Source organism: Adhaeribacter aquaticus DSM 16391, assembly GCF_000473365.1.
Lineage (GTDB): Bacteria > Bacteroidota > Bacteroidia > Cytophagales > Hymenobacteraceae > Adhaeribacter > Adhaeribacter aquaticus.
Genome location: NZ_KI421517.1, coordinates 1,926,773 through 1,943,036, shown reverse-complemented (window position 1 = coordinate 1,943,036; position 16,264 = coordinate 1,926,773). Strand labels below are relative to the sequence as shown.

13 protein-coding genes and 1 pseudogene are annotated in these 16,264 nt (G+C 43.4%); 11 read left to right on the top strand and 3 right to left on the bottom strand.

What is annotated here, in order from left to right:
* Nucleotides 1–376 precede the first annotated feature (376 nt).
* The 3 genes from ADHAQ_RS0110645 (at nt 377) to ADHAQ_RS0110635 (ending at nt 4,023) form a co-directional block, all read left to right on the top strand.
* On the top strand, nt 377–1,603 hold the full coding sequence (locus ADHAQ_RS0110645) for an acyltransferase family protein (protein WP_342667279.1): 1,227 nt from the start codon (nt 377–379) through the stop codon (nt 1,601–1,603).
* A 241-nt stretch (nt 1,604–1,844) separates the two neighbouring features.
* On the top strand, nt 1,845–3,245 hold the full coding sequence (locus ADHAQ_RS0110640; RefSeq protein WP_026462917.1) for a Gfo/Idh/MocA family protein: 1,401 nt from the start codon (nt 1,845–1,847) through the stop codon (nt 3,243–3,245).
* 10 nt (nt 3,246–3,255) lie between these two features.
* A complete protein-coding gene (locus ADHAQ_RS0110635) occupies nt 3,256–4,023 on the top strand; it encodes a cupin domain-containing protein (RefSeq protein ID WP_071781168.1) in 768 nt (255 codons plus the stop codon).
* A 406-nt stretch (nt 4,024–4,429) separates the two neighbouring features.
* Here ADHAQ_RS0110635 and ADHAQ_RS0110630 read toward each other — a convergent pair whose 3' ends face one another.
* Nucleotides 4,430–4,840 (bottom strand): NUDIX hydrolase, encoded by a 411-nt coding sequence (locus ADHAQ_RS0110630; protein ID WP_026462915.1) that lies wholly within the window; start codon nt 4,838–4,840, stop codon nt 4,430–4,432.
* A 268-nt stretch (nt 4,841–5,108) separates the two neighbouring features.
* Here ADHAQ_RS0110630 and ADHAQ_RS0110620 point away from each other — a divergent pair, with 268 nt between their 5' ends.
* Nucleotides 5,109–6,566, top strand: coding sequence for an SDR family oxidoreductase (locus ADHAQ_RS0110620; protein ID WP_026462914.1), 1,458 nt, complete (start codon nt 5,109–5,111; stop codon nt 6,564–6,566).
* 151 nt (nt 6,567–6,717) lie between these two features.
* On the opposite strand, the gene ADHAQ_RS28325 is transcribed toward ADHAQ_RS0110620, so the two are convergent.
* Together ADHAQ_RS28325 and ADHAQ_RS0110610 are read right to left on the bottom strand one after the other, a co-directional pair.
* A complete protein-coding gene (locus ADHAQ_RS28325; RefSeq protein ID WP_034257290.1) occupies nt 6,718–6,864 on the bottom strand; it encodes an NUDIX hydrolase in 147 nt (48 codons plus the stop codon).
* An 80-nt stretch (nt 6,865–6,944) separates the two neighbouring features.
* The gene (locus ADHAQ_RS0110610; protein WP_026462913.1) at nt 6,945–7,718 is read right to left on the bottom strand and encodes an HNH endonuclease; all 774 of its coding nucleotides are present in this window, start codon (nt 7,716–7,718) and stop codon (nt 6,945–6,947) included.
* Nucleotides 7,719–7,767: 49 nt separating this feature from the next.
* Between ADHAQ_RS0110610 and ADHAQ_RS28650 the strand changes: the two genes are divergently transcribed.
* From ADHAQ_RS28650 to ADHAQ_RS0110580, 7 genes and pseudogenes are all read left to right on the top strand, one after another.
* Nucleotides 7,768–8,376 (top strand): phosphorothioated DNA-binding restriction endonuclease family protein, encoded by a 609-nt coding sequence (locus tag ADHAQ_RS28650; protein WP_245590599.1) that lies wholly within the window; start codon nt 7,768–7,770, stop codon nt 8,374–8,376.
* A gap of 27 nt (nt 8,377–8,403) precedes the next feature.
* Nucleotides 8,404–8,721: pseudogene (locus ADHAQ_RS28645) on the top strand (HNH endonuclease); the annotation flags it as partial.
* A 181-nt stretch (nt 8,722–8,902) separates the two neighbouring features.
* Entirely contained in the window at nt 8,903–9,961 is a 1,059-nt protein-coding gene (rhaT, locus tag ADHAQ_RS0110600; RefSeq protein WP_026462912.1) for an L-rhamnose/proton symporter RhaT, read from the top strand.
* A 473-nt stretch (nt 9,962–10,434) separates the two neighbouring features.
* Nucleotides 10,435–12,564 carry a bifunctional rhamnulose-1-phosphate aldolase/short-chain dehydrogenase gene (locus tag ADHAQ_RS0110595; protein ID WP_026462911.1) on the top strand — a complete coding sequence of 710 codons (2,130 nt, stop codon included), beginning with the start codon at nt 10,435–10,437 and terminating at the stop codon, nt 12,562–12,564.
* Between the two features lie 528 nt (nt 12,565–13,092).
* Nucleotides 13,093–13,407, top strand: a complete 315-nt coding sequence (rhaM, locus tag ADHAQ_RS0110590) for an L-rhamnose mutarotase (RefSeq protein ID WP_026462910.1) — start codon at nt 13,093–13,095, stop codon at nt 13,405–13,407.
* A gap of 34 nt (nt 13,408–13,441) precedes the next feature.
* Nucleotides 13,442–14,716, top strand: a complete 1,275-nt coding sequence (locus ADHAQ_RS0110585) for a sugar isomerase (protein WP_026462909.1) — start codon at nt 13,442–13,444, stop codon at nt 14,714–14,716.
* Between the two features lies 1 nt (nt 14,717).
* Entirely contained in the window at nt 14,718–16,127 is a 1,410-nt protein-coding gene (locus ADHAQ_RS0110580; RefSeq protein ID WP_026462908.1) for an FGGY-family carbohydrate kinase, read from the top strand.
* Nucleotides 16,128–16,264 lie beyond the last annotated feature (137 nt).

Sequence of the window (16,264 nt, the reverse complement as noted above, 5' to 3'; positions counted from 1 at the left end):
CGGAGAAATCCACTGGTTGAGCTAAAAATATTAAGGCTAATCAAGTTTTTTAGCATTTACCTCCGGATGATTTTAAATTACCAGTAAAATCATCCGGAGGTTAAAAGAAGTAAGTTAAGTTTAGTTGATTGTAGTTAAGGATCATCTGGTTGCGGTTAAGGAGATTTACAACTATTAACCAGAATCCATTTTGGAACCTGATTTTTTATTTGATAATATTTAGGTAAATCAGGAAGTGCTTTTTTCTATTTTAAATACTTTGTATTTTATTATCTATCATAAGTTAATTACAGTCTTTAATGAGCATAAGCTTTCCCAAACGGTGCTACAGTTGATTTAAATAATAAGTTTTGTTAAAAGACATTAAAAGCTGATTATGCAGACCACCACTTCTGCTCCTCTTACGAGTGCCCCCATTGTAAATTCCTTACAGGTAAGCAAACGCCTGGCATCAGTAGATGTGTACCGGGGTTTTGTAATGTTGCTCATGATGGCCGAAATTTTAGAACTGGCTGAAGTGGCCAAGGCTTTACCCGAAAGCAACTTCTGGTATCTCCTGGCCTTTCACCAGGAACACGTGGAGTGGGTGGGATGCTCTTTGCACGATTTAATTCAGCCATCATTTTCTTTCCTGGTGGGCGTAGCGCTACCCTATTCGTTGGGTAGCCGATTGGCCAAAGGCGCTTCCTTTGGTGCCTTGTTCCGCCATGCAGTAGTACGGTCGGTAGTCTTGATTTTACTGGGTATATTCCTGCGGTCGATGCACCGGGATCAGACGTATTTTACGTTTGAAGACACTCTGACTCAGATTGGCTTAGGTTATCCGTTCTTGTTTTTGCTGGGCTTTTCTTCGCAGCGGGTACAAATAGTAACTCTGGTTTTATTGTTAGTGGGGTATTGGGCCGCTTTTGCCTTATATCCATTACCCGGACCTGACTTTGATTATGCTGCCGCTGGCGTTACCTTAGATTGGGAATATAATTTAAGCCGTTTTATGGCGCATTGGAACAAGAACACCAACCTGGCCTGGGCATTTGATAAATGGTTTTTAAACTTGTTTCCCCGGGAAAGTTTATTTTCTAACAACAATGGCGGATATGTCACCCTTAGCTTTATTCCAACCTTGGGTACCATGATTTTAGGTTTATTGGCCGGTAATACTTTAAAATCTGCGATAGCTGACAAAGACAAAATAAAACGATTTTTGCTATTCGGGTTTGGATTACTGGTGTTGGGGTTTTTGCTGCACCTGGCCGGGATAAACCCGATCGTGAAACGGATCTGGACGCCAGCCTGGACTTTGTTTAGTGGGGGATGGTGCTTTTTGTTTTTAGCTGTCTTTTATGGTGTTATTGATGTGGCCCAATACAAAAGCTGGTCTTTCCCGTTCTTGGTCGTTGGCATGAATTCTATTGCGGCGTATGTTATGGCCGAAACCATTGCCAAATTCATTTCCCGGTCGTTTTATATTCATTTAGGTCCCTACTACGATCAGGTATTCGGTTTGCCTTACGCCACGCTAGTAAGTGGCGGACTTGTGATGTTCGTAGAGTGGCTTATTTTGTATTGGATGTACCGGAACAAAATCTTTATCAAAATTTAATTGCTTTCATTTATTCAGAATTCAACCTGAACTATTACTTTTTCCCTTCTTTTTAAGTAGCTTTAGTTATCCGGCTTTTTGTTTTGCTGTTACCTTCTGCCAGTTATGTAAGTAGAAACATCAAAATAAATAGGTTAAGCTTCAATTATATAGGATCAAAATCCTTTAATTCATAACTATGTTTAACCAAAAAAGCCGGACATTACCAGAAGCATAATCTACCACCACAATAATTAAATTTATGAAAAAAGAAAAAACTACCCAGAGTCGCCGCGAGTTTCTCGGCAGCTCGGTAAAAGCTGCCGTGGGAGCATCCCTTTTGTTGGGCTTCCCAACCATTGTACCGGCCAGTGTTTTTGGCAAAAATGCCCCCAGCAACCGCATTAATATTGGGGCCATTGGTACCGGCCGTATATCGCGTATCCACGATTTACCGGGTGTTTTAAAATACGATTTTGCCCAGGTAATGGCAGTTTGCGACCTCGATACCAAAAGAGCCGAGGATGGCAAGCAACTGGTAAATGAGTTTTATACCAAGCGAAACGGCAAGCCTTATGATGGGGTGAAGGCGTATCATAATTACCTGGAGCTGCTGCAAAATAAAGACGTGGATGCGGTGCTGATTAGTACCCCCGACCATTGGCACGCGAAGATTGGCGTGGATGCTGCCCGCGCGAAAAAACATATTTACATGCAAAAGCCGGCTTCGCTAACCATTGCCGAAGGCCGCATGATGAGCGACATTATAGGTAGGAGTGGGGTGAAGTTTCAGATTGGTAGCCAGCAGCGCTCTACTGAACAGTTCCGGCACGCTGCTGAATTAGTGCGCAATGGTCGCATTGGCGATTTGCAAACGGTATACGTGGGCTTACCCGGCGACCCGGCCGGCGGCGATCCGAAAGAAATGCCAGTACCTAAAAACCTGAACTACGACATGTGGCTTGGTTCTACCCCGAAGGTTTATTATACCGAAGATAGGGTGCATCCACAGAATGGTTACGGGCGGCCGGGTTGGTTGCGCTGCGAACAATTTGGAGCAGGCATGATTACCGGCTGGGGCGCCCACCACATTGATACGGCGCATTTGGGGATGGGCATGGAGCGGAGCGGACCCATAGAAATTTGGGGAAGAGCTGATTTTCCGACTTCCGGCTTGTGGAATGTACACGGTATTTTCCGGACCGAAGCCTTGTATGACAACGGCGTGAAAATGGTGGTGAGTAACGAAATACCTAATGGCGTTAGATTCGAAGGCTCAAAAGGCTGGATTTTTGTGTCGCGCGGCGATTACCAGGTTACCTCCAGTGACCCCGGCGCAACGGGCACTACCAAGGCTAAGAAACTGGATGCCAGCGATCCCAATCTCCTAACTTCGACTATCGGGGAGAATGAATTCCATTTACCGGTGAGCAACGACCACCACGGCAACTGGCTTGAAGCCATCCGGGATAATCAAACGCCGATTGCCCCGGTAGAAGAAGCGCACCGGTCGTGCTCGGCCTGTTTGCTGCACCACATTGCCATGAAGTTAAAACGCAAAGTATACTGGGATCCAAAAACCGAGAAATTCAAAAACGATCCGGAAGCGAACCAAATGATTAGCCGACCGGAACGGGAACTGTATGCCATTAAGCGGAGATAAAAGAACAGGTATGAAAAAAATACTGCTTTTATCTTTCTTTCTGCTGCCTTACCTGAGTAAGGCGCAGGAAGGCAACGTTGCGTCCGGTATTTATCACTGGCAGGAACCAAAAGCCAGTTCACAATCTATTGCCACGGCAGTCCTGTTCGAGGGCAAGGCCTACGACCTGGATTGGCTGCAACTCAGTGCCAATGTTTTACCAAAAGGTAAAGGAAAAGTTAACACCGTGGTGCCCACCAATGAAGAATACCTGGTTATTATAAAATCCGGAAAACTGGACGTTAGGGTAAATAATAATACCAAAACTCTTGGTTCTAATAGCATTGCCTTGCTCATGCCCGGCGATAAGTTTACCCTCCAGAATTCGGATCAGGAAGCGGGCCGTTATTACGTTATGAAGTACCGGAGCAAAAAGGCCAAAGACCTGGCTAGAGCGAAAACAGCAGGTGGTTCGGTGCTGCAGGATTGGAACGAGCTGGTATTTAAACCGCACGACAAAGGCGGCCGGCGCGATTTACTGGAGCGGCCTACCGCTATGTTCAAGCGCCTCGAAATACACGTGACAACCTTAAATCCGGGCCTAAAAAGCCACGAACCGCACATCCATGAGGCCGAAGAAATTGTGCTGGTAACCGAGGGTAATACTGAAATGGAAATCGGGAAGCAATTTTACCAGGGCAACAATGGCAGCATTTATTACCTGGGTTCAAATGTGCCGCACGCCTTGCAAAACAAAGGCCAGCAGCCCAGTACCTATTTTGCTATTCAATTTGAATAAGGTTATAATGTTAAGGAGGAGGCAGATAGCAACGTTTGTACTAGTAAATGCATAAATTATTAGTTCTTAAAGAATAGATTATTGCTTCACCTCGCCGGATTTTAGCTTAGGTAAGTTAACCTTAATTCTTATTCACCTGTGCCTTAGATCACAATAGGATATTATTAGCAAGTAGGGGATCAGGAAATATTTCAGGTCATGTTGAGCCTGTCGAAACATCTATTTATTACCGTTTAGAGTCAATCAGATAAAACGGTATAATTTAGATTTCTCGACAGGCTCGAAATGACGATTATTATAGGGTGCCGATTCTCTTATAACATTTTTAGATTATCTAACCAACTTCCCAACATCTGAAGCTGGCTGGTTAAATAGTTGATTTCTCCCGGTACTTTTTCAAAGTAATTTATTTCTGAATCCGGTTTGTTTCCAAAAGCCAGTCCAGGATTACTTGATCTACCGGCGAAACCTTATCGCGGTCCTGGTACGTGAGCCAGACTACTTCTTCAATTTCGGCCGCGGGTTTGATTTGGCCTTCGTATTGGCAGCTATAACAGGTCATTTTTACTTCAATGCCTTCCGGATGCGCGTCGGCTTGGGCCTGAAAAATACCCAGCAACTGCTCGGTACCTGGGATAAGCGAAACGGTTAGTTCTTCTGTAATTTCCCGGGAAAGTGATTCAAAATCGGTTTCGCCGGCTTCGCGCTTACCACCCGGAAAATAATACTTTACCCGCCCCTTGCTGCGAGTGCTTAATAGTTTTCCATCCTGAATTTCAATCCAGGCAATTTTGTCGATTAGCTTCCTATGATCCATGCTTACTTACACAGCTATTAGTTATAATATATAAATAATTAAGGTATTTTTTGCTAGCTGAAATGGAGGAAGGAGCCAGGCAGTTAATTTGCCTGCCCCCGCCATAACTTTCCTCACCCTGATCTGTTCATCCTTTGCTGCCATAATAAGAGGAGGCCGCCAGAAGGGAGCATTAAAATTACCAACCGTTAATTACTTTCCTTGAGTGCAAATTTCTTTAAAAACAAATGCCTCGGCAGCATAAAGGTTAATATAAGAGCAACTACCTATGAAAATACTGTTAACGGGTGCTACCGGCTACATTGGCAAAAGATTGTTACCAGTTCTTCTGGAACAGGGGCATGAGGTAGTTTGCTGTGTCCGTGATAAGAAACGTTTCCCAACCGAAGGTATATACAAACATGGGAACATCTCCTTGTTACAGGTCGATTTTTTACAGGATAATTTATTTTCAGAAGTTACTCAGGATATAGAAGCGGCTTATTACCTCATCCATTCCATGAGCGATAACAGCGGCGATTTCCAGAAATTGGAAGCGCTCGCGACACATAATTTTATTAAGCTTGTCCAAAGAACAAAAGTAAAGCAAATTATTTACCTGGGTGGCATTACCAACGATGCGAAGCTATCCCGGCATTTAGCTTCGCGAAAAATGGTTGAAGAGATTCTGAGGCAAAGTACTATTCCGGTTACGGCTATCAAAGCAGGTATAATAGTTGGATCTGGCAGTGCTTCATTCGAGATTATCCGGGATCTGGTGGAGAAATTACCGGTTATGATAGCCCCCAAATGGCTGAACACCAATACCCAGCCTATTGCCATCCGGAATGTGCTGGAATATTTAACCGGTGTTTTAGCCCAGCCCGAATGCCTGCACCAATCGTATGATGTGGGTGGACCGGATATTTTGTCGTACAAAGAAATGCTGCTGCAATTTGCCGAGGTGCGCGGACTAAAACGGTATATTTTCACGGTGCCGGTCATGACGCCAAAACTTTCTTCTTACTGGCTTTATTTTGTGACGGCAACGTCCTATACACTTGCTACTAATCTGGTAAACAGCATGAAGGTAGAAGTTAAGGCCCAAGACAATAACCTTCAAAAACATCTTGGTATTAAACCCATTTCGTATAAAAAAGCTGTAAAAATGGCTTTCCAGAAGATAGAACAAAATAATGTAATTTCAAGCTGGAAAGATTCCCTGGTTTCAAGTTACGTTAATAATTCGTTGCTGGAGCATATAAACGTACCGGCAGATGGCTGCTTTACCGACTGTCGTCAAAAACAAATTCACACCAATGTAAACCAGGTGCTGGAGAATATCTGGTCCATCGGGGGCAAACGAGGCTGGTATTACGGCAACTGGCTCTGGCAAATTCGCGGCTTGCTCGATAAACTAATGGGAGGAGTTGGTTTGCGTCGCGGCCGAACCAACAGACATACCATTAACACCGGCGATACCCTTGACTTTTGGCGGGTTTTGGCCGCTGATAAACAAAACAAGCGTTTATTGCTCTACGCAGAAATGAAACTACCTGGCGAGGCCTGGCTTGAATTCAGAATTATAGAAAAAGAAGAAAAGTTTTATTTAATGCAGCAAGCCACCTTTAGACCCAAAGGGCTGCTGGGCCGCTTGTATTGGTATGCCGTTTTGCCCTTCCATTTTTTTGTGTTCGAGGGCATGGCCAGGAATATCATTCATTATAAAACAAATTTTGGGGAATAGGTTGATGTATTTCAGGGTGTTTTTGGTAGCCTATTAGCAGGTATGTGTAGCCAGTTATTTTACTTCTATGCCTCCTGGGTGCGTGTCGGCTTAGGTCTGAAAATATCCCGAAATTGCTCCGTACCCGGGGTAAGCGAAACGGTTAGTTCTTCTATATTTCTAAATAAATTGTTTCAAAATCGGTTTCGCTAGCTAAGTACTTACCGCCGGGAAAATAAAATTTTACGCGTCCTTTGTTGCGGGAATTCAGTAGCTTACCAGTTTGCGTTTCTATCCAAAGTATTTTATCAATTAACATTAGTTTTTTTATCGCATCAATTTAAACTAAGGTTTGAAATTCAGCTAATTGGAAGTTCCGGTCTTTGTTAATAATGATAATTAGGAGTGTTTAAAAATTACATCTGAATGATATTCCAAAAACTCCTTCTTAGGTAAATACTTTTTAGGTAATTGAATAGACTGCATCTCAAAAATGCCAAAATATTGATTAAAGAATGATGCCTTTTCAGCTTTTTTTAATTCTTTTGAAATTTTTATTTTAAAATCAGTATTAATTCCAATTAATCCTTTATCAAAAGCTTTGTCGTACAGAGGGGATAAACATAGGCCATTCTCCGGATTTAATCGCTCTTTTTCATTCTTGGACCAAGGGACTATATGACTGGCAATTAACAAATCGGGCACGGAAATTCCAGTAATTGCACATGTGAAATTGAAATTAGCCATTACCATCTGCCTAAAGAAATACTGATTTACTCTAGTTTTAACCTCTCTTACTTTAACTTTCCCTTCTAAAACTTCGGTTCCAGTTAAAAGGGTTGAGAATTTGTTTTCTAATGTTTGATTCTCCTTTTCAGCCAAGATACGTTCGCTTTCAAAAAGCAGATCTTCTTTTCTAGTGATGAACTCGTTCCATATAGGTTCAACTTGCTTCTTACCTCCTGGTAGACCACCAACTCCTCTTTGCTGATGGTAAGGATCAACACTTGCAAAGTTACTGAGACGCATTGAAATTGAATTTGCCGTTCGACCAATTAAATTAGATAAGTGAATAACTTCAGGAGTTCTATGACTAATCTTTCCAAAGGGTAGTTTTAAATATAAATTTAGGGCAAGAATTAATTCGTCTCTGCTCCAAAGAGTATGGGCCATAGTTAATGATTTTTCATAAATTAACAACAAATTCCTATTTCAATAACAAATGATCGGTAATCAGGAAATACTTAAATCTTACATAAAGAAGTTTAGCCACTTAAGACAAGGGATTACAAAATATGGAAAAGCGCCACATAAGCCTATTTTGTTGTTAACCTTTATAGAGTTGTTAGAGAAAGGCGAAATAAAGGATAATAAAATTTTTATCTCACCGGAGTTGGTGGGTCTTTATAAAGAAAATTTTATGCTTTTAGTAAACACTGGTCATAATGCTGACTTTGTTTTGCCCTTTTATCATTTATCCGGCGAAGGCTTCTGGCACATTAATGCTAAACTTGGAATTAACATTGCAGCTTATCCAGGCAGTTTTAAAGCTTTAAATGAAGTAACTGATTATGGATATTTTACTGAAGATTTATTCTTGTTGGTGTTCAACCAAGAAACACGTAATATACTTAAAACAGTCCTATTAGATAAATACTTTGCCCAAAGTAAAAATGATTATTTAAAATCCAAACTAAGTGGCGGCTATATCCAAAATTTAGAGAAATATCTACTAAACGAAAGTACTGCTACTTATTTGTTGCCAACTCCAAACACCGATGAAGAGGAACAGTTTGTGCGCGGTGGTTTATTTAAAAAGCTTATTCCATAAGTATATAATTTTACTTGTTGTCTCTCAGGTATGCGACTCAGTTCTCTACACGGTTATTCTTTGATTGATGCGTGTCATATTGTTCCATTTAGCTTAAGTAAGGATGACCGTGTAACGAATGGATTGGCACTTTGTCCCAATTTACACCGCGCTTTTGACCGAGGCATGATTACAGTGGATGAAGAATTAAGAGTGAAGGTTTCTCCTACCATTGCTGAAGATGAAGGGAATGCTTATTCGTTAAAAAAACTTGAAGGCAAATCCTTGAATCTTCCCTTTGGAAGTATACATTATCCAGCGGCAACTAATTTAGCTTGGCATAGAGAATATGTATTTAAGAGATAAATTATTATAAACATTTTAAAAGTTCCTAGTAATTATTAGAATTTGAATTGCCTGTAAAATACATCTCAACCATAACAGTGCATGACAGTTGGTTTAAGTAGAAATGCTACATTTAGAAACCGTAACTGAAGATCAGGTTACAGTTTTCTTTTTGGCGAACTTGTTAAATACCACCACTGATATGCAAGTTATTTCGGGCATTTTGTTCCATTTCTTGGGCGGGTTCGCTTCAGGAAGTTTTTACATTCCTTATAAAAAAGTAAAAGGCTGGGCCTGGGAAAGCTACTGGCTCGTTGGCGGGCTGTTCTCCTGGCTGTTTATTCCATTTCTGGCCGCTTTCCTGACGGTACCGGACTTTATGGAAATTATTACCCATACACCGGCGCGGGTGTTAGTCTGGACCTATATTATGGGACTGCTCTGGGGCATTGGCGGCTTAACGTTTGGCCTGGCCATGCGTTACCTGGGGCTGTCGCTGGGCATGTCAGTCGCGCTGGGCTTAACGTCGGCTTTTGGCTCCTTGGTGCCACCCATTTACCGCGATTTATTTACCAACAGCTCCCAGAATACATTTTCGGGTATGCTGCAAACCAGTGGCGGGCAGATAGTTTTGGTTGGCGTGTTGGTGTGTTTGGCCGGTATTTTAATTTGTGGCCGGGCCGGGAAAATGAAAGAAAACGAATTATCCGATGACCAGAAGAAAGCCAGTATTAATGAATTTGATATTAAGAAAGGATTACTGGTTGCCATTATCTCGGGTGTATTAAGTGCCTGTTTTAATTTTGGAATAGAGGCCGGCAGTGCCATGTCCGAAATGGCCGTAGCCCGGGGCACGAATCCTTTGTTTCAGAACAATGTAATATTTGTCGTGGTGCTTTGGGGTGGCCTGACCACCAATTTTATCTGGTGCATATTATTAAACATTCGCAACAAAAGCTTCGGCGACTACACCAATACTCAAACTCCCATTCGTAAGAATGTTCTCTTTGCGGCGCTAGCCGGTACCATCTGGTTTTTGCAGTTCTTTTTTTACGGGATGGGCGAAAGCAAATTGGGTAACGGCTCCAGTTCCTGGATTTTGCACATGGCCTTTATTATCCTGATTTCGAATTTGTGGGGCATTGGGTTAAAAGAATGGAAAGGGGTGAGCCGGAAAACGTTCGGCACTATCCTGACCGGTATTGTGGTAATTGTTTTGTCGGTGTTGCTGGTTGGGTATGGTAATTCGTTAGGGGCATGAAAGCGATTTTGGATGAAAGTGTTCCTCTGGAGGGGTAAGGGGAGGAAAAGTCTGCCTAATGAATATAGCAGAGGCTTTTCTACCTTATTAGTTTCCGCCTCGCCGGCTGGGCCTTCCTTTTTGTCTTGACACAAAAAGGAAGCAAAAAAGTCAAGACCCTTCAAACTCGCTGACCACTCGAACAGTGAAGTGTCAATTTTTCCACCCGCCACTGCTTTTTAGTCTGCCTAATGAATATAGCAGAGGCTTTTCTACCTTGTTAGTTTTCGCCTCGCCGGCTGGGCCTTCCTTTTTGTCTTGACACAAAAAGGAAGCAAAAAAGTCAAGACCCTTCAAACTCGCTGACCGTTCGAACAGTGAAGTGTCATTTTCTCCACCCGCTGCTGCTTCTCAGTTTTAAAAGGATGGATTTAAATTATTGAAAATAAGGAGTGAAAAATTTAAATTTTACCACTTAAAAATTAAAAAATTTTATGTCTGTAACCGAGACCAATACTGCGTTTAAACATGTAAGCTATTTGTGGGACGAGGCGAAAGCGGCCGAGCTGGCCGGCGACGAAGTAGCTTTATTGATTTACCGGTCTAATTTATTAGGCGCTGATTTACGCTTAACCAACTACGGTGGTGGTAATACGTCCTGCAAAGTAATGGCCCCGGACCCGCTTACTGGCCAGGAAACCGAGGTAATGTGGATCAAGGGCTCCGGCGGCGATATTGGCACTCTAAATAAAAGCGGCCTGGCGGCTTTGTACGTAGATCGGTTGCGCAGCTTGAAAAATGTATACCGCGGCCTGGAATTGGAAGACGAGATGGTGGAATTGTTTAACCACTGCATCTTTGACCTGAGTTCCAAAGCGCCATCCATTGATACGCCTTTGCACGGTTTTTTGCCTTTTAAGCACATTGATCATTTACACCCGGATGCAGCTATTGCCATTGCCGCCGCCAAAGATGGCAAGCGTATTACTGAAGAGTTATTCGGCGGCACCATTGGCTGGGTAGACTGGCAGCGGCCGGGTTTTGATCTGGGCTTAAAACTGCGGGCGTGTTTAGATCTGAATCCGGATATCCGGGGTATCATGCTGGGTTCGCACGGGTTGTTTACCTGGGGTGATACGGCATACGAAAGCTACCTGAATACCTTGGAAGTAGTTGAAACCTGTGCGGCTTATTTAGAACATAACTATGGTAAAAATGGACCAGTGTTTGGTGGTATAAAATTGGTCCAAAAGCTGGATGCTGAAGCCCGTAAGAAACAAGCTGCTGCTTTAGCACCTGTATTACGTGGCTTTTGCTCCAGTAATAACCCCATGATCGGCCATTTTACCGATGCCCCCAGCGTAATGGAATTTATTAATTCCAACGATCTGGAACGCTTGGCCCCAATGGGTACCAGTTGCCCGGATCACTTCCTGCGCACCAAAATCAATCCGTTGGTTTTAGATTTAGCGCCGGACGAAGACTTGTCGGATGTACAGGCCCTGAAGGAAAAATTAGTCCCGGCTTTTGAGGCTTACCGGCAGATGTACACCAGTTATTACGAAACCTGTAAGCACTCTAATTCCCCGGCTATACGCGATACTAATCCTGTCATTATCCTGTACCCGGGTGTAGGCATGTTTTCGTTCTCAAAAGATAAACAAACTACCCGCGTAGCTTCCGAGTTTTACATCAATGCCATTAACGTAATGAAAGGAGCCGAAGCTATTTCGGAATATACCTCCTTACCGCGCCAGGAAGCTTTTAATATTGAGTACTGGCTGTTAGAAGAAGCCAAGTTGCAACGCATGCCCAAACCAAAAGCCTTATCGGGTAAAATTGCTTTGATTACCGGTAGTGCCGGGGGAATTGGCAAAGCTATTACGAAAAAGTTTGTAGAGGAAGGCGCTGTCGTAATCCTGAACGATATGAACACGGAACGTTTAGCCGGAGCAGGAGAGGAATTTAAAAAGCAGTTTGGCAAGGATGCTTATACTACTGCTACTTTGGATGTAACCAATAGCGGGCAAATAAAGGAAGCTTTTGATATTGCCGCCTTAGCTTTCGGGGGTATGGATATTGTAGTGAACAATGCCGGTTTATCTATCTCTAAGTCCATCGCGGATCATACCGAAAAAGATTGGGATTTGCTTTACGATGTACTGGTGAAAGGCCAGTTTCTTGTTACCCAGGCCGCAGTAGAAGTGATGCGCAAACAAAATATTGGCGGCGATATTATCAACATTGTTTCCAAGAACTCAGTAGTTGCCGGCCCGAATAATGCGGGTTACGGCTCAGCCAAAGCGGCCCAGGCCCACTTAACCCGCTTATTGGCCGCCGAATTAGGTGTCGATAAAATTCGGGTAAATTCCGTAAATCCTGATGCCGTAATTGCCGACTCCAATATCTGGGCCGGCGGCTGGGCCGAAGGTCGTGCCAAAGCTTATGGTATTTCGGTAGAAGAATTACCGGCTTATTATGCCAAGCGGACCCTCATGAACGAAAGCATTTTACCCCAGGATATTGCCAACGCCTGCTTCCTGTTTGTCAGTGGTTTACTAGATAAATCTACGGGCAACATCCTGAATGTAGACGGCGGCGTTGCTGCAGCATTTTTAAGGTAAACAGGTTCGTATTCTCTAAAAACAGGAGAAGGTTTAAGAACAATATCAATTATGGGGTTGCTGAGGATGACTCTGTTGGAGAATTTAACTGGAGGTTAGTAGTTTCTAAGGAGTTGCTGAAGAGTCATTCCGAGCTTGTCGAGGAATCTAAGTAATACTTTTTATGCTGATGAAACACGCTGCTTGGCGGTATGGATTAGATCCTTCGACAAGCTCAGGATGACAAAAGGCAAAGGTGGGTGCAACGAAGAAAATTTTCCAGTTTGTGCGGTAAGGGCCTGCTAGAATTCCGGTACTGCAGGCATTCCGACGAAATGAGGAACGAGAAGGCTAGCCCGTCCTTATAGAGGGCCCTACCCCCGTGATCAAACGAGGTCCCGCGGCCATGAGCGAACACGGATCTAAGTAGACAGTTGGAACCAATACCCTGAAAGAGGTACTTTTTCAAAAGATAGCCAGGTAAAAATCTAAAGCAAGTCAAAAGCTAGTAAACCTTTTAAGAAAGAAGAAAACAGGTAAATTTAAGGTATGACAAGAATGGCATTTAAGATGCAGGTGTTTAAAGGCTACGAAGCCGAATACCAACGGCGGCACGACGAAATCTGGCCGGAACTGCAGAGCCTGTTAAAAGAAAACGGCATCAGTGAATACGCTATTTTTCTGGACCTCGAAACCAATAGCCTGTTTGCTTACCTGCAAGCTGAAAATCCGACTGTTCTGGATAAATTGCCGGAGCAGCCAATTATGCAAAAGTGGTGGGCGTACATGCAGGATATTATGGAAACGAATCCAGACCATTCACCAGTGAGCAAACCCTTACCCGAAGTATTTTACTTACCTTAGTCTACCCGAACCACCTAACCACCAAATTACGCTTATGCAAGTAGAAAATTATAAAATACAGGAGCTAAATGAAGCTGGGCTCTCCGCGCACAGGCGCCGGTTTGAATACCTTGCTTCTGAAATTTCCAATGCCGAAGGTATCCTGCAAAAGCTGATTGATTTTCAGGTAGCCATACCCAGCTGGGCCTTAGGTACCGGCGGCACCCGCTTTGGCCGTTTTGGCGGCGGCGGCGAACCTCGCAGCCTGGAAGAAAAAATAGAAGACATTGGCCTGCTGCATAAACTCAACAACTCCAGTGGGGCTATTTCCCTACACATTCCCTGGGATATCCCGTCCAATGCGGCTAATATTAAAGCCTTAGCCGCTCAGCACGGCATCCGCTTTGATGCCATGAACTCCAATACGTTTCAGGACCAGCCTAACCAGAAGCATAGCTACAAGTTTGGCTCCATGCAGCACGTAGACAAAGCCGTGCGTCAGCAAGCCATTGATCATAATATTGAAGTAATTAAGTACGGCGTGGAACTGGGTTCTGAATCTTTGACTGTATGGTTATCGGATGGTTCCTGTTTCCCGGGGCAGTTAAACTTCCGTAAAGCCTTTCAGAATACGCTGGAGGGTTTACAGGAAGTATATGCCGCCCTGCCCGACGACTGGAAAATGTTTGTGGAATACAAAGCCTTTGAACCTAATTTTTACTCGACTACCGTTGGCGACTGGGGACAATCCTTTTTGTACGCCAACAAACTGGGACCCAAAGCTTTTACCTTGGTTGATTTAGGTCATCACTTACCTAATGCTAACATTGAGCAGATTGTAGCTTTGCTGCTAATGGAAGAAAAACTAGGGGGCTTTCACTTCAACGATTCCAAATACGGTGATGATGATTTAACCGTAGGCAGCATTAAGCCATACCAGTTATTCCTGATCTTTAATGAACTAGTGGAAGGTATGGATGCCCGGGGTATGAACCACAGCACCGACTTAGGGTGGATGATTGATGCTTCGCATAACGTGAAAGATCCATTAGAAGATTTACTGCAATCAGTAGAAGCCATTATGCTGGCTTATGCCCAGGCATTACTGGTAGACCGGGAAGCATTGAATGAAGCGCAGCAAAAAAACGATGTGGTTCGGGCCCAAGAAATCTTACAGCAAGCCTTCCGCACCGATGTACGCCCCCTGGTAGCCGAAGCCCGTTTACGAGCCGGTGCTGCTTTACAACCGCTACAAGTATATCGGCAGCTGAAAGTAAGAGAAAACTTAGTGCAGGAGCGAGGCCTGAAAACTGTTGCTACCGGATTGTAACATGGCTACTCCTGTTATCGCCATCTTTGATGTTGGCAAGACTAATAAAAAGCTTTTGCTTTTCGATCAGCACTATAAAATTGTGTTTGAACGATCAGCAAAGTTTAATGAAACCGTTGATGAAGACGGCGACCCCTGCGAAAACCTGGAAAGCCTTCAAAGTTCGGTGTTTGATTCACTGCAGGAGATAATCCACAACCAGGACTTCACGGTAAAAGCCGTAAACTTCTCAACCTATGGGGCCAGTTTTGTGTATTTAGGCGAAACTGGCAAGCCCGTTACTCCGCTCTACAATTACCTGAAACCTTACCCGGAAGAGCTCAAAAAACAGTTTTACCAGAAATACGGTGGCGAAGAAAAACTCTCAGCTCAAACGGCATCCCCGGTATTAGGTAGTTTAAATTCCGGCATGCAGCTCTACCGGATTAAATACGAGAAACCGGAGGTATTTGAAAAGATAAAAGTAGCCCTGCATTTGCCTCAATATCTATCTTATTTATTGTCGGGCCATTATTTCTCCGATAAAACCAGCCTGGGTTGCCATACCAGCATGTGGGACTACAGACGTAATACGTACCATGATTGGGTTAGAGAGGAGGGAATTGCTGATAAGCTGGCTCCTATAGTGCAGGCGGATGCAGTAGTGCCAGCCTTTATACCGGGCTTTGAATTTAAAGTAGGCATTGGCATGCACGACAGTTCAGCTGCTTTAACCCCGTACCTGGTTAATTTTCATGAGCCTTTTGTTTTAATTTCAACGGGTACCTGGTGCATCAGCCTCAATCCATTTAACGATTCGCCCTTAACCGCCGAAGAATTAAAACAAGATTGTTTGTGCTACATGAATTACTTAGGCAAACCCGTAAAAGCTTCCCGATTATTTGCCGGTTATGAGCACGAACAACAGGTAAAACGTATTGCTGAACACTTTCATCAGAGTCCGGCCCGATACAAAACCTTAGAGTATAATCCGGAGCTATTAAGTAAGCAACTGGAAAATCAACAGGAAAATATCCAGGCTATACAATCTGATAACTTAATGCCAAAATCTAGTTTTGCTAACCGTGATTTGTCCCAATTTACTTCGGATGAAGAAGCCTATCACCAGCTGGTGCTGGACTTGGCTACCCTACAATTAGGTGCAACTAATTTGGTGTTAAAAGGCAAGCCTGTAAAACGCATTTTTGTAGATGGTGGGTTTAGTAAAAACAGTATTTACATGAATGCCCTGGCGCAACTGTTTCCGGATAAGGAAGTGTTTGCAGCTTCAATGGCGCAAGCCACAGCCATGGGGGCAGCTTTGGCCATCCACCAAAGCTGGAATGAAAAGCCGCTGCCGAATGATTTAATTGAGTTAAAATATTATGCGAATAGGCAGAAGTTGGGGTCTTATAGTAAAGTGAAGAAATAGCAGAAGTTTATTTATGGGTTTTTATTTAAAGCTGATTTAAGGGTCCAGTTTTATTTTAAATGAGTACTTCTTTTAACGGGTTGTACTAATAGTATGGTTTAGGTTCGAGTTTGCTCACATCCAGTAGGCATCGTCTG